This window comes from Paludisphaera borealis (assembly GCF_001956985.1).
In the GTDB taxonomy this organism is placed as follows: Bacteria; Planctomycetota; Planctomycetia; order Isosphaerales; family Isosphaeraceae; genus Paludisphaera; species Paludisphaera borealis.
The window spans coordinates 5,029,401-5,053,233 of the sequence record NZ_CP019082.1 but is presented as its reverse complement, the minus strand read 5'-3'; the positions used below and the strand labels follow the sequence as shown (position 1 = coordinate 5,053,233).

3 protein-coding genes and 2 pseudogenes are annotated in these 23,833 nt (G+C 69.3%); all 5 read left to right on the top strand.

Annotated elements, in window-relative coordinates:
- The first annotated feature begins 346 nt into the window (after positions 1-346).
- Entirely contained in the window at positions 347-9,691 is a 9,345-nt protein-coding gene (locus BSF38_RS32460) for a hypothetical protein (protein WP_168189419.1), read from the top strand.
- Between the two features lie 173 nt (positions 9,692-9,864).
- Positions 9,865-14,496 (top strand): annotated as a pseudogene (locus BSF38_RS32770) (beta-ketoacyl synthase N-terminal-like domain-containing protein); the annotation flags it as partial.
- Between the two features lie 1,188 nt (positions 14,497-15,684).
- Positions 15,685-15,819: pseudogene (locus tag BSF38_RS32765) on the top strand (phosphopantetheine-binding protein); the annotation flags it as partial.
- On the top strand, positions 15,808-18,552 hold the full coding sequence (locus BSF38_RS32760) for an SDR family NAD(P)-dependent oxidoreductase (protein WP_476703905.1): 2,745 nt from the start codon (positions 15,808-15,810) through the stop codon (positions 18,550-18,552). The pseudogene BSF38_RS32765 and the gene BSF38_RS32760, both read left to right, overlap by 12 nt.
- Positions 18,553-18,608: 56 nt before the next feature.
- The gene (locus BSF38_RS19410) at positions 18,609-23,822 is read left to right on the top strand and encodes a type I polyketide synthase (protein WP_076348396.1); all 5,214 of its coding nucleotides are present in this window, start codon (positions 18,609-18,611) and stop codon (positions 23,820-23,822) included.
- Positions 23,823-23,833 lie beyond the last annotated feature (11 nt).

The following is a 23,833-nucleotide window of genomic DNA, read 5'->3' as shown; positions in this document are numbered from 1 at the left end:
TGAATCGACTGTCTCGTTGACGGCGACCTGTTCACACCGGTCGAAGCCGTCGCGATGAATGTTCGTATTCACACTTTGTGACGCATCGCCGCGAGCCCTCTCTCGCACTCCTGCGGGCTGCGGCGGCCCTTGCAGAGCCAAACGCTGGTTTCTCGGGCCAGGACGCCCATTCCTCGCCGCACGCACGCGGGGCCTCTTGATCTGTTCTCACGACGATCAACCGAGCGAAGCGCACGGTCGCGCACGCGCTCCGTCTGCATCTTGCTAACCGATCCAGGGAAGGCGAGCGTCGCCAGACGAGCAGCGGTTCGGCCGGTGTCGGCCGAGGTCACCAGGAGATTCACCCATGTCCCGCTCCGTTACGCAGCGATGGTTGGGCAGCTCGTTGAAGACTCGTGAACGCAGTCGTCGTCGGAATCGCGCCCGGGCGGCGATCGGCTTCAGGCCGATCGTGCTCGGCCTCGAGGATCGGACGTTGCTGTCGACGCTCATCGTCACGAACGATTCGGACAATGGGCCGGGATCGTTGCGGGGCGAGATCGCAGCCGCGGCCTCGGGAGACACGATCACGTTCGACAACTCGCTGGTCGGCCACACCATCACGCTGACGACCGGCGAGCTGGCGATCTCCCGAAACCTGTCCATCATCGGCCCGGGCTCGAATCGCCTGACGATCAGCGCGGCCCTGAATTCCAGGGTTTTCGACGTAACGCCCACGCAGGGCGCCCAGCTCAACGTGGCGATCGCGGGCCTGACGGTCACCCTCGGTCGGGCGACGAACAGCTCTCCGCATGGGAGTCAAGGCGGGGGGATCTATGCCAGTTCCGCCAATCTCAGCCTGACGGATGTGATCCTCGCATCGAACGAGGTCAAGGGGTCGCCAGGCTCGATCGGCGCCGCTGGGATCAACGGCGTCAACGGCGTCAGCAATACGAACGGCAACGGGACGGATGGGACCAACGGCGCGAGCGGCGGCTCGGGGGGCTCCGGCAGCAGCGCGGTCGGCGGCGGGATCTACCTCGTGGGCGGGAACTTGTCGCTGACCAACAGCACGGTGACGTCGAATGCGGCGTTCGGCGGCCCGGGCGGCGACGGCGGAGCAGGCGGAGCAGGAGGAGCAGGCGGCAATGGCTCGCTGACGCTGACCACGGCCGGATCAGGCGGAAACGGCGGAAACGCGGGAAACGGCGCCAACGCAGGATCCGGCGGAGCCGGCGGCGCTGGGATCGGGGGTGGGATCTACTTCGCGGGAGGGACGCTCACGGTCTCCCTGACCCTTGTGACGTCGAACCAGGCGGTCGGCGGCCCGGGCGGGCGCGGGGGCGTCGGCGGCGCGGGCGGAGCCGGAGGCAACGGTTCGCTCTCGGCGAACATCGCCGACAAGAGCGGGGACAGCCAGGGCGGCAACGGCGGCGACGCGGGCAGCGGGGGCGCGGGGGGAGCCGGGGGTGGCGGCGGCGCGGGCTTGGGCGGCGGGATCTACGTCGCCAGCGGGAACCTCGCGGTCGGCGGGAGCATCGTATCCGCTGATCAAGCCCTAGGCGGCTCCGGTGGACAGGGCGGGAATGCGGGCAATGGAGGGAGCGGCGGTTCGGGGACGCGGTTCGAGGTCGTCTTCTCGTTCTCTGTGAACACTTCCTTCGCCGTTCCGGTCAACGGAGCGGGCGGCAACGGCGGAAGCGGCGGCGACGGCGGGGCCGGCGGAGCCGGCGGAGCCGCCGCCGGCGGCGGGATCTATTCGGTCGGCGGCTCCGTCGTCATCGCCAAATCCCAATTGACCGCCGATCAAGCCGTCGCCGGAGCCGGCGGCGGCGCGGGCTCCGGCGGCAACGCCGGGGCCGGCGGTGGAGGGCTGGATTTCTCGTTGACCGTCAATGTGGCCGTGAACGTCAATATCAGCGTGGGGGCCAGCGCCGATCAGGTCTGCGACCTCTTCGTCGCGGCCGACGGCGTCCAGGAGATCATCAGCAGAGAGACGGGCGAGGTATGCACCGCGTGCAACTCGTCGTTCGACTTCGCCGTTCTGTCCGCGAACCAGAGCGGAAAGGGAGGCAACGGCGGCAACGGCGGCAACGGCGGAGCCGGTGGACTCGGCGGAGGCGCCGACGGAGGAGCCGTCTACGTAGCGAGCAGCGAGTCCAACACCAGCCTCGTCTCGATCACCGACACGACGATCGCCTCGGCACAGGCCCTTGCGGGCGCCGGAGGCGCCGCGGGCAACGCCGGCTCCGGCGGGGCCGGAGGATTCGGCGCCCAGATCCTCGACACGATCACCATCACGGTCGATGTGAACGTGAAAATCACAGTCGTCGTGGATTTTTGCCTCTTCGTGCCCGTCGGGACCCATGTGGAGACCAACGTCACCACGACCACGAAGATCACGGACAACCCTGTCATCGACGGCGTCGGCGGCCTCGGCGGCAGCGCGGGGACCGGTGGACAGGGAGGCGACGGCGGCGACGCTCGGGGCGGCGCGGTCTTCACATCGGGACGGGGCGTCAACTTCGCGGGAGACCAGGTGAGCGCATCCCAAGCCGTCGGCGGGCTCGCGGGTGCCGGCGGTGACGGCGGCTCGGCGGCGAACGCCGGGCTGACCGTGCTCAACTTCAAGACCCTTTCCGTCGGCAATGGAGGCGCGGGCGGCGATGGGGGCGTCGGCGGCGACGCCCTCGGCGGCGGGCTCTACGCCGTGAACGGCCCTCTCGCCGTCTCCAACAGCACGATCGCTACGTCCTCGGCCCTGGCCGCCGCCGGAGGGGCTGGCGGGGGCGGAGGCGCCGGCAACTTCGCCGTCAACAGTGGCACCTCGGCCGCCGACGGAGCGAATGGAGGCGCCGGCGGTCGAGGCGCCGGCGGCGGGATCTTCTACTCCGGGGCCCTGCTCTCGATCGGCGGATCGACGCTCTCCAATAACGCCGCGACGGGGGGCGCCGGCGGCGCCGGCGGCGTGGGCGGCTCAGGCGGCACCGTGCTGATCTTCGACGGCTCGACCCAACTCGTCAAGAACGGAGCCGGCGGTACCGGCGCGTCCGGCGGCGACGGGCTCGGCGGCGGCCTCTTCAACGGCGCCACGTCCGCGACGGTGTCGGCCAGCACCTTCCAGGCGAACACCGCGACGGGCGGCACCGGCGGTTCAGGGGGCGGAGGCGGAGGCTTCGGCCTCCTCCTTAACACTTCGCCCCAGCCCGTCCCGATCAACCCCGGCGTCCAGTCCGGCGTCGGTGGCGACGGCGGGGCCGGCGGACTCGGCGCGGGCGGCGGAATCTACAACGCCGGGAGTTTCCGCCTTCCCGGTTCGCTGGTCCTCGCCTTGCCCGTCACACTGACCGGCGACGCCGCGGTCGGCGGCGCCGGCGGCGCGGGAGGCGCAGGTGGAGCGCTCAATATCAAGGTGAATGCGGGAGCGGCCAACGGTTCCAATGGCGGCCTGGGCGGCGCGGGCGGCGCGGGTCTCGGCGGCGGCCTCTTCAATCCCGGTTCGCTGGTCACCTTCTCATCGGCGGTCGGCCCGGGCACAGCCGCGGCCGCGGCTTCGACGCCCGCGATCTTCACGCTTACCGGCAACACCGCGACCGGCGGCGCTGGCGGCACCGGCGGGGCGGCGAGTTTCATCGGAGGCGTCGTCGTCGGCGCATCGGCGAACGTCTTGGGCGCTACGGGCGGCATGGGCGGAGACGGCGGCGCGGGCCAGGGCGGCGGCATCTGGAACACGACCAATGGCTTCTCGCTCCCGGCTTCCTCCGTCGTGACGACCAATGCGGCGAACGGCGGCGCCGGCGGGTCCGGCGGGTCCGGCGGCCTGCTGAGCAGCATCTCGACGACCCCCGCCAATCAGAGCCCCGGGACCCTCGTAACGGGCGGGGCCGGCGGACTCGGCGGACTCGGCGGCGCGGGTCAGGGAGGCGCCCTCTACAACCTCGGCAACAATCTCCAGATCCTGGCCCTGACCGGCGCAACCGGCAACACCGCGACCGGCGGCGCGGGGGGCTCGGGCGGCCCGGGAAGCTTGATCGGCAGCTTGCTGGGGACGCCCTTCGTGATCGCCGTCGGCGGTCCAGGAGGCGCCGGGAATACCGGCGGCGACGGCGACGGCGGCTTCATCTTCAATACGGGTGCGAACCTGCTCGTCCAGTTGAGCGAGTTGAGCGGAAACGCGGCGACCGGCGGGGCCGGCGGCGCGGGGGGCGCGGGCAGCCTCGTCGCCAGCCTCATCAGCATCCCGTTCAGCAGCGGCGTCGGCGGGGCCGGCGGGAACGGCAGCGCCGGCGGAGATGGCTCCGGAGGAGCCGTCTACAATTCGGGAAGGGGCCTCCAGATCATATCCAGCACCCTGGCGAACGACACGGCGACCGGCGGAGCCGGCGGAGCCGGCGGACTCGGCGGCACGGGCGCGATCATCAACATGGGCAATGTGCCTGTCGGGTTCATCCTCGGCAGCGCCAACGCGGGCCCCGGCGGGAACGGCGGCGGCGGCGGCGACGGGCTCGGCGGCGCGCTCTTCAACTCAGCTTTGGGCCTGGTCGTGAATAGCGGCCTGTTCACGGGAGACAAGGCAGCCGGCGGGGCGGGCGGCTCCGGCGGGCTCGGCGGCTTCGGCGGCTCGATCACCATCCTCGCACAGACGGGAAACGCGTCAGGCGGCAGCGCCAACGGCGGCGGCGGCGGATCCGGCGGCAACGGCGGCAACGGCCAGGGAGGCGCGATCTACAACGTGGCGGACGGCGCGTTCATCCTGAACAGTCCCCTCAACACCAACTCGGCGACCGGCGGCGCGGGCGGCTCCGGCGGGCTCGGCGGCTTCGGCGGCGCGATCAGCGTCACGGCGTATCGCGGCAATGCCGCAGGCGGCGACGCCAATGGCGGCGATGGCGGTTCCGGCGGGCTCGGCGGCGGCGGCCAGGGCGGCGCCCTTTACAACACTGGCGCCAACCTGATCTACAACATCTCGGTTCCGTCCTCGGGAATCCCAAGCCCGATCAGCCAGCCGGTTCCCGGCGCGGGATTCAACCCGTCCAACCTCAACTTCCTGATCGGCAACACGGCGACCGGTGGCGCGGGAGGAAGCGGCGGCGGCGGCGGAGCCGGCGGAACTCTGGGCGTCCAGTCGTTCACCGGAAGCATCAGCCGCGGCGCTTCCAACGGTGGCAACGGCGGCTTCGGCGGCTGGGGCGGGTTCGCCCTCGGCGGCGCCATCTACAACACCGGGGCGAACTTCACGGTCTCCGCGTTCACCCCACTGGGGAGCGGCCCGGTGCCAGCGCCGGGGAGCCTCGGGTCCCTCATCCAGTTGAATCTCCTGAACGGCAACGCGGCTGCCGGAGGCGCGGGGGGAGTGGGCGGCAGCGGAGGGAACAACGGTTCCTTGACCTTCATCGGGACCGAGGCCAACGGGCCGGTCGGGGGTGACGGCGGAGGAGGAGGCAACGGCGGCTCGGGCGGCGGCGGGGCGATCTACAACACCGGTTCGTCTTTCTCCGTGCTGGGCTTCTCCTCCCTGACGACCACCCCGACCCTCGACTTCTGGACGCCGATCGCGGTCGCCCAGGGATTGGCGTCCGCCGCGTTCTTCACCATCCAGTTCAACATGTTGGACGACAACTCCGCCACGGGAGGCGTGGGCGGCGGCGGCGGCGGCGGCGGCGGCAACGGCGGGCTTACCGCCTCGGGCGGAAATGCGAACGGCAGCAACCTTCACGGCGGCAACGGCGGCGGCGGCGGTTGGGGCGGGTACGCCTTCGGCGGCGCCATCGACAACATCGGCGACAGTTTCACCGTCGCGGCGTTCAGCACTCTCGCCGGCGGCCGAAGCGCGGGCTCGACCGCCGCGCAGGCCACGGCGTCCCCCAGCCCACTGACGTTCTTGAGCGTGGGGCTCAGGTCGCTCTCCGGAAATAAGGCGACCGGCGGAATCGGCGGGGCCGGCGGGTCCGGCGGGGCCAACGGCGGCGCGACCGCGAGCCTGGGCAACGCCGACGGCGGGGTCGGGGGCTACGGCGGCTACGGCGGCTACGGCGGCGGCGCGTCTGGTGGTGCCATTCACAATTTCGCCAACAACTTCCTTGAAGCCGTCTTCAGCACGACGCCGTGGTCTGGCGGCGGGACCGGGGGCGGCCTGGCCGTCACGACCCCGCTCATCGACCTCTTTTCGCTCTCCATCAACGTGACCGACCTGTCCGACAACTCGGCCAACGGCGGAGCCGGCGGTGCCGGGGGTGGTGGCGGCGGCAACGGCGGCGTCGGCGTGATCGGCCAGGCTCGTGGCGGCCTCGGCGGCAACGGCGGCGGCGGCGGATGGGGCGGTGCCGGATCTGGTGGAGCGATCGAGAACACCGGCGCGAGCTTCCACTCCCTGCTCTTCAGCGCCGTGGACGCGACGCTCAACTCGCAGTCGTCGGTCCAGAAGCTCTATGTGCACTTCCCGAGCCTGAACGTCCGGAACCTCTCCGGCGACACGGCCAACGGCGGAGCCGGCGGAATCGGCGGGGCCGGCGGCGGTAACGGCGGCGTCTACCTTCAGAACCCCGGTACGCCGAACCCCGGCCCACCGATCTCACTGAACACGCCGGGCGGCCTCGGCGGCGCCGGCGGCTCGGGCGGACGCGGTGGAGACGCCTCCGGAGGCGCGATCGACAACACCGGCGACGGCTTCCTGGTCGCGGTCTTCAGCACCGTGATGAATTCGTCGAGTAACACGGGGGGCGGCACGACGCTCGGCCCCGAAATCTTCATCGACTCCCTGAGCATCGTCCTCACGACGTTGTCTGACAACTCGGCCAACGGCGGGGCCGGCGGAGCCGGCGGGCTGGGCGGCGGCAACGGCGGCCTGACCTTGACCACCCTCCACGCGAACGGCGGAGTCGGCGGCGACGGCGGTTCTGGCGGCAACGGCGGCAATGCCGCGGGCGGCGCCATCAACAACAGCGGCAACGGCTTCATCGTCTCCAAGTTCAGCACCCTGGCCGTCGGAACGTACACGACGCCTCGTCTGAACATCTCGATCGTCACGGCGAGCATCACCATCCGGGAACTCTCCGGCGACAAGGCCAACGGCGGAGCCGGGGGCGCGGGAGGCAACGGTGGGGGCAACGGCGGCGCGGGCGACGCCGACGGCGGGACCGGCGGCAACGGAGGAGCCGGCGGTAACGGCGGCGCGGCCATCGGTGGGGCCATCCGGAACGGCGGCAACAACGACGACAACGGCGAGGGAACCTCACAGTCCGCCGGCGGCGACGGATTTACGATCGCCGATTTCAGCTCGATCACCATGGTCAAGTCTGGGGGCGTGGTCGTCGCCGGGCAGGTCGCCAGCCCGCCTTACAGCCCGCTGTTCAACGTCTCGGTCGCCAATCTGAACCTCTCGGACACGAATCTCGTAAGTGATTCGGCGACCGGCGGTGCCGGCGGAAACGGCGGCTTGGGCGGCGGCAACGGCGGCCAGAATCTGGGCGCCGGCAACGCGAACGGCGGAGTCGGGGGCGGCGGCGGAAACGCTGGCTCCGGCGGCGACGCCTCCGGCGGAGCCATCGACAACACGGGCAACAGCTTCATCATCTCCAAGTTCAGCACCCTGACCAATGCGGTCCCCACCGAGATCATCGGCGTCGCCAATATCGTTCCGGTCTCCATCAACCAGAGGGTCAACCTGAACATCAGCCTTGGGCTGCTTACCGACGACTCGGCCGTCGGCGGCGCCGGAGGGACAGGCGGGACAGGCGGCGGCAACGGCGGAGTCACGGCGGGCAACGACGCCAATGGCGGTACGGGGGGCAACGGCGGCGACGCAGGCGCAGGCGGATCGGCCCAGGGAGGCGCGATCTACAATCACCCTGTGGTCGACGTCACTCCGTTGAGCATCGTGGTCGGCGACGTCGTCACGGCGGTCGCCAGCGGCAACTCGGTCAATCCCTTCTACACGGCGGTCTTCAACATCGCAGCGCGGTTCGACGCCCTTTCCCGCGATTCGGCGATCGGCGGCACCGGCGGCAAGGGTGGTCTGGGAGGCGGCAACGGCGGCCAGACCGGCGCGGGCAACGCCAACGGCGGCATGGGAGGAAACGGCGGCGCGGGTGGCGACGGCGGCAACGCGATCGGCGGCGTGCTGGACAACACAGCCGCCAACTTCGTGATACCGGCCTATTACAAGCTGCTCGGCAACCGGGCGACCGGCGGAATCGGCGGCGACGGTGGCAATCACGGCGGAAACGGCGGCTTCACCTTCTTCACCGGCCACAGCGACCCTGGAATCGGGGGGAACGGCGGTTCCGGCGGAAACGGCGGAAACGCGCTCGGCGGAGCGATCTACAACCAGGGCACCGGCTTCTCGATCGGGACGCAGGCGGCGTTCACGAACGACCAGGCCAACGGCGGAAACGGCGGCGTGGGCGGCCAGGGCGGAGCTTTCTGCGGCGATACGCGCATTCGCGGCGACGGTGGAAACGGCGGAAACGGCGGCGCAGCCGGGGGAGGCGCGATCGCCAACCAGGGCAACAACTTCACCATCGCGGCCCCCAGCTCATTCACGAGCGACCAGGCCAACGGCGGGGCCGGAGGCAAGGGAGGCGACGGCGGACCTTCGCCCCAGGGTGGGACCAACGGCGGAAACGGCGGAAACGGCGGCTCCGCTAGCGGCGGCGCGATCCTGAACTCGTCCTTCAACTTCAACGCGTCCACTATCAGCTTCCTCTTCGACAACGTGACCGGCGGCAACGGCGGAAACGGCGGCCGGGGCTTCGGCAGCGGCGTCGACGGAAACGGCGGAAACGGCGGCGACGCCCTGGGCGCCGCGGTCGCCTCGTTGGGCTCGATGACGCTCGCGGGGGGCTCGATTTCGCTCGGCAACGCCAACGCCGGCAGCGGCGGCAGCGGCTGGGCCGGGGGCAACGGCGGCGCGGCGATTGGCGGCGGCATCTTCGCGGCCGGCCTTCGCGAGTCCGGCGGCCTGAGCCTGAGCAAGTTCACGATCAACTTCAACGGCGCCCGAGGCGGCGCGGGGGGCAACGGCACGATCAAGACTGGAGGCGCGGGGGGGCGCTCGACCGGCGGAGGCGTCGCGATCCTGTCGGGCGTGGCGACGATCGACGCCACGACCGTGAGCAGCAACTCGGCGCTCGGCGGCTCGGGAGGAACCGGCGGGCCGGGCGCGGCCGGCGGCGCGGGCGGCGGCGCGACCGGCGGCGGCATCGCTTCGGGCGGGACGACCACGATCACCGGCAGCACCGTCTCCGCCAACCTGGCGCAAAGCGGCAACGGCGGAAACGCGGCCACCGGCGGGACCGGCGGCAACGGCGGCGACGCCCTCGGCGGCGGCATTGCGGTGACCGCCGGGACCCTGACGTTCTCGGGCGGCTCCGTCGTCTCCAACACGGCCCGCGCCGGCAACGGCGGCAGCGTGGGCCTCAAGGGGATCGGCGGCAACGGCGGCAACGCCTTCGGCGGCGGCATTTACGTCGCCGCCAACGCCCTGCTCAACCTGCTCAACGCGGTGATCGGCGGGTTCTTCGCCGGCAACTCGGCCGTCGGCGGGTCCGCCGGTTCCGGAGGCTTCCTGGGCACGAACGGGCAGAACGGCCAAGGCGTCGGCGGCGGCCTCTACCTCACCACCCCCGGGTCGACGAAGCACAACACGACGGTCAGTTTCAACGCCGCGTCCACGAGCGACAACGACATCCACGGGCCGATCACCGACGTATGAGGTGCTGATCCTGTAATGACACGTTATCTCCACATTTTCCAGTTGGTCTTGCTGACCTGGGACGTTCCGTCCCCCCGCGTCCGCGTCTATCGGCCGGCCCGGGGGGATAGGGAGGTCGGGCTACTAATCGAGAGGCGAGGACGTTGAAGAAGAGCGGACCGGACTTCGATTGGATGGTTCTGACGCCCGGGGGATTCCCGGACCCGTCGCTGGCGATCGCCGGCAGTCGGGCCGGGGCCGTCGGGGTGCTCAATCTCGAATTCGTCGAGGCTTCGGAGCCCGCGCTGGCGGCGTTGGCGCGCCTGGCGACGCTTGGAAAAGGCCGGCTTGGCGTTCTCCTGGATGGAGGCGCGGACGGCCTGCTGCGGGCGATCCTGACGCAGCTTCCTGCCGGTCTGGACACGATCCTGCTCACCGCCTCCGCCATCGATCGTCTGAAGCACCTCGTGGGGCTGATCCACGAAGCCGGTTTGAAAGCCTTCCTGGTTGCGACCGGGCTGGAGGAAGCTGTCGCGGGGCAGGATGCAAAGGTCGACGCGATCATCGCGAAAGGAAATGAAGCCGGAGGCTGGGTGGGCGAGGAGACGATCTTCGTCTTGCTCCAGCGTCTGATCCCTCGACTGAGCGTCCCGGTGTGGGCGCAGGGAGGCGTCGGCCCATGCACGGCCGCCGCTTGCCAGATCGCCGGCGCCGCGGGCGCCGTCCTCGACAACCAGCTCCTCCTCACCAAGGAATCGCCCATCTCCGATCGGATGCGGGCACGGCTCCGCGTGATGGACGGAAGCGAAACGATCTGCCTGGGAAGCGGCTTCGGGGCGGGGTTCCGGGCCTACTCTCGGCCGGATTTGCCGACCGCCGTCGAACTGCGACGACTGGAAGCCACGGCCCTGCTCGCGGTGCAGCCGGTGGTGGCGGTGCGTCACGCCTGGCGAGCCGCGATCCGACGACGGGTCGACTGGCAAACACCCGAGACGTCCCTCCTCGCCTTGGGGCAGGACGCGGCGTTCGCCGCCGGCCTGGCGCGGAGATTCGGCACGGTCGGCGGCGTCCTGGCCGGACTGGCGGAGGCGATCCGCGAGCCGCTGTCGGGAGGAATCAAAGAAGCCGGCCCATTCGCCGAGGGTTCGCCGCTGGCCCGGTCGCACGGGACGAGGTTCCCGATCGTCCAGGGACCGATGACTCGGGTCAGCGACCGGGCGGAGTTCGCCGCCGCGGTCGCGGAAGCCGGCGCCCTGCCCTTCTTGGCGCTGGCGCTGATGCGCGCCCCCGAGGCGCGTTCGCTTTTGGAGGAGACGCGCCGTCGCCTGGGCGACCGGCCCTGGGGAGTGGGCATCCTCGGCTTCGTGCCGCAGGAGCTGCGAGCCCAGCAGCTCGAGGTCGTCCGCGCCTACCGGCCTCCCTTCGCCTTGATCGCGGGCGGCCGACCCGACCAGTCGAAGGTTCTGGATGAGGAGGGCGTCCCGACCTACCTTCACGTCCCATCGCCGGGACTGCTCCGGATGTTCCTCAAGGAAGGCGCTCATCGCTTCGTCTTCGAAGGACGAGAGTGCGGAGGACATGTCGGGCCGAGGACCAGTTTCGTCCTCTGGGAAAGCATGATTGAGGTCCTCTCCGAGCACCTGACGCCCGGCGTCGACGCCTCCGCGTACCATGTACTGTTCGCCGGCGGCGTACACGACGGGCTCTCGGCCGCTATGGTCGCCTCACTTGCGGCCCCCCTGATACGGCGAGAAGTCCGCGTCGGCGTGCTCCTGGGCACGGCCTACCTCTTCACCCACGAGGCGGTCCAGACCGGCGCGATCGTCGCCGGCTTTCAACAGGCGGCCCTCTCTTGCGAAAGCACGGTTTTGCTTGAAAGCGGTCCGGGGCATGCGACCCGATGCGTGTCGTCCCCCTTCGTCGCGGATTTCGCCGGCGAGAAACGACGCCTGCTCGGGCATGGCCTGCCTCCCGAAGAGCTGCGTCATAACCTGGAGGCGCTGAATATCGGGCGGCTGCGGGTCGCGTCGAAGGGCGTCGACCACAACCCCTGTTTCGGCGAGGATGCCGCCGCGAGCAAGCTCGTCGAATTGGGGCCCGAGGCTCAGTGGGCGCGCGGGATGTACATGATCGGACAGGTCGCCGGGCTGCGAGACGGCCTCTGCACGCTGGCTGAGCTTCACGAGGACGTCTCGGCCGGGAGCACCCGACGCTTGAAGTCGTCCGTGCGACCTCTCGTGGCCTCCGAGTCGCCTTCCCCGTCTCCCGCCGCAATCGCGATCGTCGGAATGGCCTGCATCCTACCCGGCGCTCCCGACCTGAAGACGTTCTGGTCGAACATCCTCAACAAGGTCGATGCGATCACGGAAGTGCCCGCCGACCGCTGGGATTGGCACCGGTATTTCGATGCGTCACGGTCAGCGCGTGACAAGATTTACTCGCGCTGGGGCGGGTTCATCGGTGATGTCGCGTTCGACCCCGCGGTCTTCGGAATGCCTCCCAGCTCGCTCCGCTCGATCGAGCCGTTCCAGCTCCTGGCCTTGGCCGTCGTGCGGTCCGCTCTCGAAGACGCCGGTTATCTCGACCGGCCGTTTCCCCGTGAGCGCACTTCGGTGATCCTCGGGGCGGGCGGCGGAGGAGCCGACCTGACCGCCGGGTACATGGTCCGTTCCAGCCTGCCCGATCTATTCAACGGGGAAGCGGCCGCCGTCGCCGAGCGACTCGGCGACCGCCTGCCGGAGTGGACGGAGGATTCGTTTCCCGGAATCCTGATGAACGTCGCCGCGGGACGCGTCGCGAATCGGTTCAATCTGGGGGGGGTGAACTATACGGTGGACGCCGCATGCGCGTCGTCGCTCGCCGCGGTCTATCTGGCCGTGCGCGACCTCGAGGCGCGCACCAGCGACGTGGCGATAGTGGGTGGGGTCGACGCCATCCAGAATCCCTTCGCCTTCCTCTGTTTCAGCAAGACGCAGGCGCTCTCGCCCAACGGCCGCTGCCGCACGTTCGACGCCGAAGGTGACGGGATCGCCATCAGCGAGGGTTTCGCCGCCGTCATCCTCAAGAGGTTGGACGACGCCGAGCGCGACGGCGATCGGATCTACGCGGTCATCCGGGGAGCCGGCGGGTCGAGCGACGGCCGCGACCGCAGCATGACGGCCCCTCGCCCCGAAGGCCAGGTCCGGGCCCTCCGACGGGCTTACGCCCAGGCCGGGTACTCGCCCGCGACCGTAGGGCTGATCGAGGCCCATGGGACCGGCACGGTGGCCGGCGATCTGGCCGAGATCAAAGCCCTCACGGCGTTCTTCGGCGACGCCGGCGCGGCTCGGCAGGGGTGCGCGGTCGGTTCGATCAAATCGATGATCGGACATACCAAGGCCACCGCGGGAGTGGCCGGACTGATCAAGGCTTCACTCGCGCTCAGCCACCACGTGCTTCCTCCGACGTTGGGAGTCAGCCTCCCCAACCCGAAAGCGAACTTCCCAGAGAGCCCGTTCTACGTCAACACCGAACCGCGCCCCTGGATCCACGCGGAGCGTCCGGAGCCTCGCAGGGCCGGGGTCAGCGCCTTCGGCTTCGGGGGCACGAACTTTCACATCGCCCTGGAAGAATACACGGCGGGTTTCCTCGCCGATCGCGGCGTGACGCGAGACCCCTGGCCGGCCGAACTCTTCATCTGGCGCAGCCGATCGCGGGCGACGCTCATCGAAACGATCTCCCAACTCGCCACGTCCCTGAAGGCTGGAGCCCGCCCTCACATGGGCGACCTGGCCTGTGCGCTGGCCCGCGCGGCGGAAGGGGCGGGGGTCGGCGGCCCATCGCTTTCGGTCGTAGCGACCTCCCTGGAGGATCTCGCCGAAAAACTGACCGCAGCGCGGGACCTCATCGGCGCCGGCGTCGAGCGCTGCCACGACTCGCGCGGCATCCATTTCTCGGAGCGGCCCCTGGCGATCGACGGCCGGATCGCGTTCCTGTTCCCCGGCCAGGGCTCGCAGTACGTGAACATGACGCGAGATCTGGCCGTGGCGTTCGAGGAGGTGCGGGAGTGTTTCGAACTCGCGGACCGCACCCTGACCGCCGAGCTGGGATGTCCGCTCAGCCGCTGGATTTTCCCGCCGCCGGTCTTCAGTTCGGATGAAGAGAAGCAGCTCCAGACCGCGCTGACGGAAACGCACATCGCGCAGCCGGCCCTCGCGGCTACGGACCTAGCCGTTCTTCGCTTGCTCCACCGGATGGGGATCGAGCCCGATATGGCGGCGGGCCACAGCTTCGGCGAGTTCGTCGCCCTGTGCGCGGCGGGCTGCCTGAGCGAATCCGACCTACTGGAGATCGCGGCGGCGCGAGGGCGTTTCATCCGCGACTGCACGACCGATGAGAGCGGAGCGATGGCGGCGGTCGTCGCCTCTCCTGAGGAGTTGCAGCCGCTGTTGCTGACCGCCCCCGGCCTGACGCTCGCCAACCTCAACGCCCCCCGGCAGACCGTCGTCGCCGGGACGCGGGCCGCCGTGGAGAAGGCGATGGAATGGTGCCGGTCTCGTGGGTTGCAAGCCCGTCGGCTGCCCGTCGCGTGCGCCTTCCACTCCCCGCTGGTCGCCCCGGCGCAGCAGCGACTTTCCGAGCGGATTCGCCGGCTTGCCTTCGCCGCTCCTCGGATTCCGGTCTACTCGAACACCACGGCCGCTCCCTATCCGGATAATTCTTCCGCCGTCGCCGACCTGCTGTCCGAACATCTGGTCCGCCCCGTTGGATTCGTGCGCCAAGTTGAGTCGATGTACGGCTCCGGCGCCCGCCTGTTCGTAGAGGTGGGGCCGCGCCAGGTCCTGAGCGGACTCGTCGGCCAGATCCTCGACGATCGCCCTCACGTCTGCGCCTCGTTCGATCGCCCCGGCGGGGACGGCATCGTGCTCTTGCTCCACGGTCTCGCGGCCTTAACGTCCGAGGGGGTCTCGATCCGGGACGACGGCCTCTTCCAGGGCCGGTCGATCCGCCCGCTCGAGCTCTCGAAGCTGACCGAGGGGATCGACCCCGTGCAGTATTCGCCGACGACCTGGCTCGTCAACGGCGGTCGGGCTCGTCCCGTCTACCGCAAGGGGGGCGAGACCGGGACGCCGGCGCCGCCGTCGCGGTTCAGCGTGATCGACGGCCGCAAGCCGCCGGCCGCGCCGTCCGCCGAGACGGTCGTCGCGCGAGGACCATCCCCCTCCCCCGCAACGAGGGGGGGGAATGGTCACCAGCCTCGTGAGGTCCTGCCGGAGGCTCTGCCTTCGGGAGCGGCCCACCAAGTGCGGACGCCGTCTCAGAACGACGTGCTGAACGGCGAGGGCGTCACCTGGGGCGGACCGGGCGCTCGCGCCCGCCGCCCGATTCATCGAGGATCAGCAGACGAGGGAGGGTCCATGACTCGATCAACCGTCCAGAGCCCGCGCTTCACCGGGGCGGCGCCACCGCCGCCCTACTCGGTGGCGGCTCAACCACAAGATTCCCCGGCCGCATCCCAGCCGCCGGCCCCGCCCGTTCCAAACGGGCACGGCTCGGTGGACCTGGCGCGACAATTCCAGCAGGTCATGATGCGGTTCCTCCAGACCCAAGAAAACGTGATGCACGACCTGCTCGTGTTCATCGGGTCTCAGGGGACGCCCTCCGCGGCCGCGACCGCCGGGCCACGACCTTACGGGGGCGAGGCGAACGGGAACGTCGCCGCGGCCTTCGACGGGGTGAGTATCGCGGCGACGGCGATCCCGACGGCTCACGCAGGCTTCGTCGACGAAGTTGCAACGACCCCCGCGCCGGTCTCTTCTCCGGTCGGCCAAGTCGTCTCCTCGCATCCGTACGAGCCCACGAGCCTGACGGAACCGGTGCTCCCAGAGGCCCCGATGACGACGGACGGCGGGTGGAACAAGTCGGCCCCACTCAACGGGATCGAGCACGGTCCGTCAGCTCCGCCGGTCACGGCCGGCCGGATCGCCGAGTGTTCCCCCGATCGTCGGCAGATCACGGAGCGGCTCTTGGGCATCGTCAGTGAGCGAACCGGGTATCCCGAGGAGATGTTGAGTCTCGACGCGGATCTGGAGGCTGACCTGGGGATCGATTCGATCAAGCGGGTCGAGATCGCCGGCACCCTCGTCCGTTCGCTGGCGATGCCCGAGGGCCGATCGCCTGACATCGAGAAGCTGACCGTGAGTCGGAGTCTCCGCGAGGTCATCGATCATCTGGATTCCTTCATCCATCAGGCTGGCGAGGGTGAACGAGAGGCGACGGAGGACGATCATCGCCCTTTTGACGAAGCGCGGACCGGGCATGGCGTCGGCCGGTTCGCGCTCAAGTCGGTCGTCGCACCGCCCATAGCGGCGACGGCCGACCTGGCCCGCGGCGGTCCCGTCGTCATCGTGGACGACGAGACCGGCGTGGGACGACGCCTGGCGAGCCTCCTGAGCGACCAAGAACGTCACGTAGTCCGGATCGTTTCAGGAGCCGGCGCGCCGACCAACGAATCCGGCGTCGTGACGGCTGACCTGCGGCGTCCCGACGAGGTGGCCCGGCTGGTCGGCGAGCTGCACGATCACGGGCCCGTGGCTGCCCTGATCCACCTCTCGGCGCTCCGGACCGACGTCCCAGCAGCCGAGGCTGGTCTGACGTCCCTCTACCTGATGTCTCGGGCCCTGGGGCCGGACCTGGAACGCGCGGCGGCCAACGGCGGCGGCGCGGTCCTGGCTGCCTCGAGGATGGGCGGCTCCTTCGCCGTGGACGGTCCCGCTCAGCATTTCTCTCCTGAAGCCGGCGGCCTCGCCGGCTTCCTCAAGTCACTTGCCCACGAGCGCCCGACGGTTCGCATCAAATCGGTCGATCTTCCGCCGGCGGAGCCGGACGTCGTCGCGGACTGGCTGCTGGCCGAGCTGATGGCGAACGACCGTCTGGTCGAGGTCGGATACCGCGACGGCCGTCGGTCGACGCTTGAGCTGGCCTCCACGCCACTCCTCTCCAGGAACGTCGACCTTCCGCTCGACGAAGACTCGGTCGTCCTCGTGACCGGCGGCGCCCGCGGGATCACCGCCAGGGCTGCGTTCAGCCTGGCGGAGGCCGTTCCTTGCACCTTCGTCGTGGTCGGCCGCACACCGCCGCCCGCCGGGCCGGAGCCCGCCGAAACAGCCGGGATCGAAGAGCCGAAGGCGCTTAAGCGGGCGATCATGGAGCAGCTTCGCGCGACGGGGAAGCCGGTCGCTTTGGCGTCGGTCGAAGAGCGATACCGCCGGCTCCTCCTCGAGCGCGAAGTCCGCACGAATCTCGATCGACTCCGGCGGACCGGCGCCCGGGTCGATTACGCCGCTTGCAACGTGCGCGACGCGGAGGCGTTCGGGTCGCTCATCGACGAGATCTATCGGGTCCACGGCCGAATCGACGGGGTTATTCACGGGGCCGGCGTCATCGAAGACCGGCTGGTCAAGGACAAATCTCCCGAATCGTTCGACCGCGTGATGGAGTCCAAGGCGGGAAGCGCCGTGGTCCTCGGCGCACGTCTGCAGCTCGACTCACTGCGGTTCCTCGTCTTCTTCAGCTCGGTCTCCGGAAGGTTCGGCAATCGCGGCCAGGCGGACTACGCGGCCGCCAGCGAAGTGCTCAACAAGCTCGCCCAGGACCTTGACCGGAGCAGCCCGGGTCGCATCGTCTCGATCAACTGGGGGCCCTGGCTTGAAACCGGGATGGTCTCGCCGGAGGTTCAGCGTCAGTTCGCCGAGCGCGGCGTCGCGCTCATCCCCCCCGCCTTGGGCTGTCGCTTCCTGCTGGACGAGCTGCGATTCGGCCACAAGGGGGATGTGGAGGTCCTCATCGGCGGGGCCGAGGGGCCTTCGGCGGCCGCTCCGGAGGCGTCCGTGCCAGGGCGCAACGACGGGCCGTGGACCGAGACGGTGAACAGCCCGTTGCTCATGGCCGCCGGCGTTCTGTCGCGAGGCGAGGGCCTGGTCGAACTTGTGCGTCCCATCGACCTGGAGATCGATCTCTACCTGAGGGATCACCGCCTTGATGGTCGACCTGTCTTCCCGTTCGCGATGGCCATGGAGCTCATGGCCGAGGTCGCCGCGTCGGGGTGGCCGGACCTGGACCTGCTGGCGATCGGCGACATCCAGCTTCACCGAGGCGTCGTACTCGATGGTAAGAAGGAAGATGTTCGGGTCGTCGCCCGCCTCCGCCCCGCCCCCGACCCGCGGAAGGACGACCCCGGCTCGGATCGCACCCTGGACGTCGCGATCCTGAACGCGGGGAATCCCGATCGGGTCCATTATCGAGCCTCGGTCCATCTGGGTCGCCGGGCGAGGAACCATGCTGGAACCGCTCGCCCTGGGTTCATCGCCGACCCGAGCCTGCTCGAAGGAGGTGGGTTGAATACGATTCGGGTCGAAGAAGCCTACAGAGATTGGCTCTTCCACGGCCCGCTCTTCCAGGGGATCGCCTCCATCGAAGCGATCGGCCCCAAGGGGGCGCGGGCGATCCTCCGGCCCTCTTCGCCCCGCGCGTGTCTGCGCGGCGAGCCGCCCGGGGAATGGCTGATCGATCCGATCCTGGTGGACAGCGCCCTCCAAATGCAGGTCCTCTGGGCGCGGCTCCACTGGGACGTGACCTTGCTGCCCGCGAGGATCGCGGAATACCGACTCTTCGGTCCGGGAATCGCGACGCCCGCGGCGAGGCCGCCGGGACCGTCCGGAAACGGCGGCGACCCGTATGGGATTCGCTACGAGCTGCGGATCAGCTCGGAGAGCCAGGTCCCGACCTGCCATGCCGATCACTACTTCTTGAGTCTAGATGGTCGCCTCCTGGGGGTGCTGACGGGAGTGGAGGGGACGGGGAGCAAGGCGCTGAACCGGCTGGCGGGCACCTGTCATCGTTGAGGGCGGCCCCGGCGCGTATAAGCGGATTCGCGAAACGATCTGGGAGTGACACCACCATGTTCGATCTAAGCTCGAACGACTCCGACCGGACGACGGGTCGAACCGAATTCAACCGCAGGTCGAGGCTCTCGCCACATAAACACATGCCCAGAGACGGACAAGCGGCCTCGAACGCCGTGGCCATCATCGGTATGTCATGCCTCTTCCCGGGCGCCGAGGGGCTCGACGCATTCTGGCGGAACATCCTGGGGAAGGTCGATGCGGTGACGGACCCGCCGCCGGAGGCCCGCGAGACGGGACAGTATTTCGACCCCGACTCGCACGAGGGCGACCGGGTGTACTGCAAGCGAGGCGGATATCTCGGCTCGTTGGCGGCGTTCGATCCGTTGTCTCATGGGATTCCGCCCGTCGCCGTCGGCGGCGAGCCCGACCAATGGCTGTCGCTCCAACTGGCCCGCGACGCGCTGGCCGACGCCGGCTGCCTTCGAATGGATGAGGCAGTGCGGCGGAAGACGGCGGTGATCCTCGGCAAGGGGACCTATCTGAACGGGGGCAACGCGATCGCCGTCCAGCACGGCCTGGTCGTGAACCAGACGCTGGAAATCCTCAAGACGCTGCGCCCGGAGTACACTGACGACCAGATTGAGGCCCTCCGTCGCGAGCTGAAGCAAGCCCTGCCGCCGTTCAACCCGGAGACGATGCCGGGGCTGGTCCCGAACATCATCGTCGGGCGGATCGCCAATCGGCTCGATCTGATGGGCCCCACCTACACCGTCGACGCAGCCTGCGCGTCGTCCCTGATCGCGGTCCAGCAGGCCATGCGTTGCCTGGTGAGCGGGGAATGCGACGTAGCCCTTGCGGGCGGTTCCCAGGTCTGGATCCCGATGCCGACGCTCAGCATCTTCTGCCAGCTCGGGGCCCTGTCCCGAACCCAGCGGATTCGTCCGTTCGACGAGGAGGCCGACGGCACGCTGCTGGGAGAGGGGATCGGGATGATCGTGCTGAAGCGCCTGCGGGATGCGGAGCGAGACCAGGATCGCATCTATGCGGTGATCCGGGGGGTGGGGGTCGCGAGCGATGGTCGGGGCCTCAGCGTGATGGCGCCCCGCGTCGAGGGAGAAGAGTTGGCCCTCCGGCGCGCCTACGAAGCGGCCGGCGTATCACCCCGGACGGTCGGCCTGATCGAGGCCCACGGCACCGGCACGCCCGTAGGAGACGTGGTGGAACTACAGGCGCTGACCCGGGTCTTCGGAACTCGGGAGGGAGACCTGCCCCGGTGCGCGCTGGGGACGGTCAAGTCGATGATCAGCCACACCATTCCCGCAGCCGGGGTGGCCGGGATCATCAAGACGGCCCTCTCGCTCTACCACAAGATCCTGCCGCCGACGCTCCACTGCGAGAGGCCGAATCCGAAGCTGGAACTGGAACAGACCCCCTTCTATCTCAACTCCGAGACGCGGCCCTGGATTCAGGGCAGCCTCGAACCACGCCGGGCAGGCGTCAACGCCTTCGGCTTCGGCGGCATCAACGCGCACGCCGTTCTGGAGGAGCACAGCGACCCTCTCCGGGCCGCATCGTCCGATCCGGCCGCAAAGGATCTCTCCAACCATCTGCCGGCCTGGGACAGCGAGGTCTGCCTCCTGGGGGCCGAGTCGCCGGCGGAGCTGCTTGAGGAAGTGCAACGGCTGGCGCGGCGGCTTGATTCCGCCGGGGACGTCGCGGCCGGGACGATTCGTCTCGCCGACCTCGCGTTCACGCTCAATCAGGATCTGATGACCTCGGGCGCGGCCGCCCCGTGCCGGCTGGCCTTGGTGGCCAGCTCAATGCCCGACCTGCGGGAGAAGCTCGACCGGGCGGCCAAAAAGTTGGCGACGGCCGGCGGCTGCCGCCAGATCCGGGACGTCTCGGGCGTTTACTTCGCCGCCGAGCCGCTGGCGCGTGAGGGAAAGCTCGCGTTCCTCTTCCCCGGGGAGGGCTCGCAGTACCCGAACATGCTGGCCGACCTCTGCCTCCACTTCCCGGAGGTCCGGGAATGCTTCGACCAGATCGATCGCGTCTACTTCGATCACCCGCGAGGCTACGTCCCCAGCGATCACATCTTCCCAAGGCCGGCATCCTCGCGAAGCGGTGAGATCCGGGTGGAGGAGCGGCTCTGGGAGATCGCCGGCGCCGTCGAGGCCGTCCTGACGGCCAATCAGGCCGAGTTGACCCTGATGTCGGGGCTGGGACTTCGACCCGACGTCATCGTCGGGCACAGCACCGGAGAGTTCTCGGCCCTCCGCGCGGCTGGCATCTTCGATCCGGACAAGGAGGAGTTCTTCGAGCTGAGTTTGAAGCTCTATCAGAATTATGAAGAGGCTTCCCGAGTCGGCCTGCCCCGGGCCGTGCTGCTCGCGGTCGGAGCCGATCGCGAGCGCGTCGAGGCGATCGCACGCGAGGCCGAGGGCGAGATTTACGTGGCCATGGACAACTGCCCCCACCAGGCCGTCCTCGTCGGCGGGAACGAGGTCTCTGATCGGGCGCTGGCGATCGTCCGCAAGCAAGGATTCCTCTCCGAGCAACTCAATTTCGACCGCGCCTACCACACGCCTCTGTTCGCCCCCTACGTCGACCACCTGCGACAGATCTTCGAGGAGGCGCAGATCCGTCCCGCTCGCGTCCCAATCTATTCGTGCACGACGGCGGCGCCTTACCCGGACGACCCCGCCGCCATTCGCAAGCTCATGGTCGACCACTGGCTGCTTCCGGTCGAGTTTCGCCGAACGATCGAGACCCTCTACGACGACGGGGTGCGAATCTTCGTCGAGGTCGGCCCTCGCGGCAATCTGAGTTCGTTCGTCGACGACATCCTCCGAGGGCGGCGATTCTGCGCCGTGCCGGCGAACGTCCAGCGACGCTCGGGGATCATGCAGCTCAACCATCTCGTCGCGATTCTCACTGCTCACGGGGTGGACATGGACCTGAGATACCTTTACCGCAGGCGGCACGTTAAACGAGTCGACCTCGACAGTTCGTCGGCCGCCGCGTCCCAGCCGCCGTCGCGAGCCCCGATGAAGCTCACCACCGGCTTCCCGGCCATGCGGGTTTCCGCCGAGTTCGCGAGTCGGCTGCGGGCTGACGCTCCCGTTCCTCGAAACCAGCCGCTCTCCACTCCGCGCCGCTTGCAGGATGCTGGGGCGGCCATCGACGAGCCGTCCGCAAGCATCGGTGAATGCCCTGCTCCGGAGCGAGCGGCGTCGTCCGTTCCGATCCACACCAACGGCCATGCTCCCGTTTCCCCGTCGAAGCCTGTTGTGCCGTCTCAAGCCTCCAACGGCTCGATGGGCTCCCCGATGATCCAGGACTTCCTGCGGACGATGAACGAGTACCTCGTCGTTCAGGATCGCGTCATGCAAGACGGTCTCGGCTCGGGCGATCGCACCGCCGTCGAGCCCGAGCCCTCGACGCGGACGACGACGCCCGACCGCTCCCCCAAAAAGTCGCCGTTCCCGCTGCTCGGCGAAGTCGTCTCCGGGAAGACCCGAGAGGAGCTGATCGCCCGGCGCGTGTTCGACCCCGCGATCGACTTCTACCTGCGCGACCACACGCTCGGCCGCGACGTCTCCCGCACCGACCCGGATCTGCTGGCGCTGCCCGTCATGCCCCTGACGATGAGCATGGAAGTCATGGCCGAGGCCGCATCCTTCCTGGCACCGGGCCGGAAGGTCGTTGGATTTCGCAATCTCCGGGCCTTCCGCTGGATCGCTTTCGACGAAGGCCCGCAGGAGCTGCAAGTGACCGCCCGCCGCCAGCCGGGAGACTTCGACCGGGTCGCGGTCCAGATCCGGAACCTCACCGAAGACCGCCGGGGGGATTCGCCGCCCGCCAGCCCGGCGATCGAGGCGAGCGTGATGCTTGCGGATTCGTACCCGCCGAGGCCTCCCGGAGAGTCGACCGCCCCTCGGGACGGCCGACCGTCGCGGCTGCGTCCCGAGCGGCTGTACTCGGACGTCATGTTCCACGGACCGTCATGGCAGGGGGTCGCTTCCATCGAGCGAGTCGCCGACGACGGCTCGCTCGCAAGGCTGCGAGTCCTCCCCTTCGACGGCCTACTCGACGGCCGACCAAACCCCGATTTCGTCCTCGATCCGATGCTGCTCGACGCGGCCGGCCAGGTGATCGGCTTCTGGACGGCGGAGCATCTGACGACCGGCAAGGTGATCTTCCCATCGGGCCTGGAGTCGCTCGAGATTTACGGCCCGAACCTCGCGCCAGGCGCGATGCCCATGTGCGAGGCGACGATCCGGCTGGAGGGGGACCGGCGGCTTCGATCCGACATCGAGATCGTCGCTCGCGACGGCCTCCTCCTTCGACTCGCCGGATGGGAGGACTGGCGATTCGATCTGCCGGCGACGTTCCACCCGCTCATCCTGCCAACCCGAGGCGACATCTCCGAGCCGTGGCCCGATCCGGTCGAATCCTTTCCCAGTCCCCGGTTTTTCGCCTGTCGCCGGCTCTGCACGAGCCTTCCGGCCGACCTCGGCTTATGGCGCCGCGTGTGGGCGCATCAGGTGCTCAGTCGGGCCGAACGCGAAGAGTTTCGCCGGATGGCCGCCCCGGAGATCCGGCAGCTCGAATGGCTGGTCGGGCGGACCGCGGCGAAGGAAGCCGCGCGGGATTTACTCCGCTCCCACCTGGGGCTGGAACCGCCTCTCGCCGACATTGAGATTCGCCAGGACGAGCGGGGCCGCCTGATGGTCGACGGAGCCTGGGCGGGTGAGCTGAACGGCGATCTCGTCGTCTCGATCTCACTCGACGCGCACCTGGCGGTCGCCCTGGCCGGGCTCCTGCCCGCTCCGGTGGAACTCGAATGCGACGGCGGGTCGTACGTGGGAATCCACACCGAGTCATCACGGGCTCGCCGTGAGGAGGCCGGCGAGCCGGTTCTGTCGGAAGCGGAGCTGCGACTGCTACGGGATCGGCCGCTCGACCGCCTCGAAGAATGGTGGTTTCGCTGCCAGTGCGCCAAGAAGGCGGTTGCGAACGCTCTCGGAGAGCGGACGACGGACGCGTTATGGTCCATCTCCATCGCCGGCGTAGCGCCGGAGATGGAGGCGGTCTTCGTCCGGCTGACCGATCGGCTGGCTAAGGCCCATCCGAGGCTCGCGGCCGCGCCGCTCGTCGTCTTCACCTCCGTTCACGACCGCTCGGTCGTGGCGACGACATTGTGCCAAGGCGCCGGCTCGGCGGACGTGCTGGCGGTTGCGGGGACGGACCGAGAGATCGGATAACGGTCGAAGGA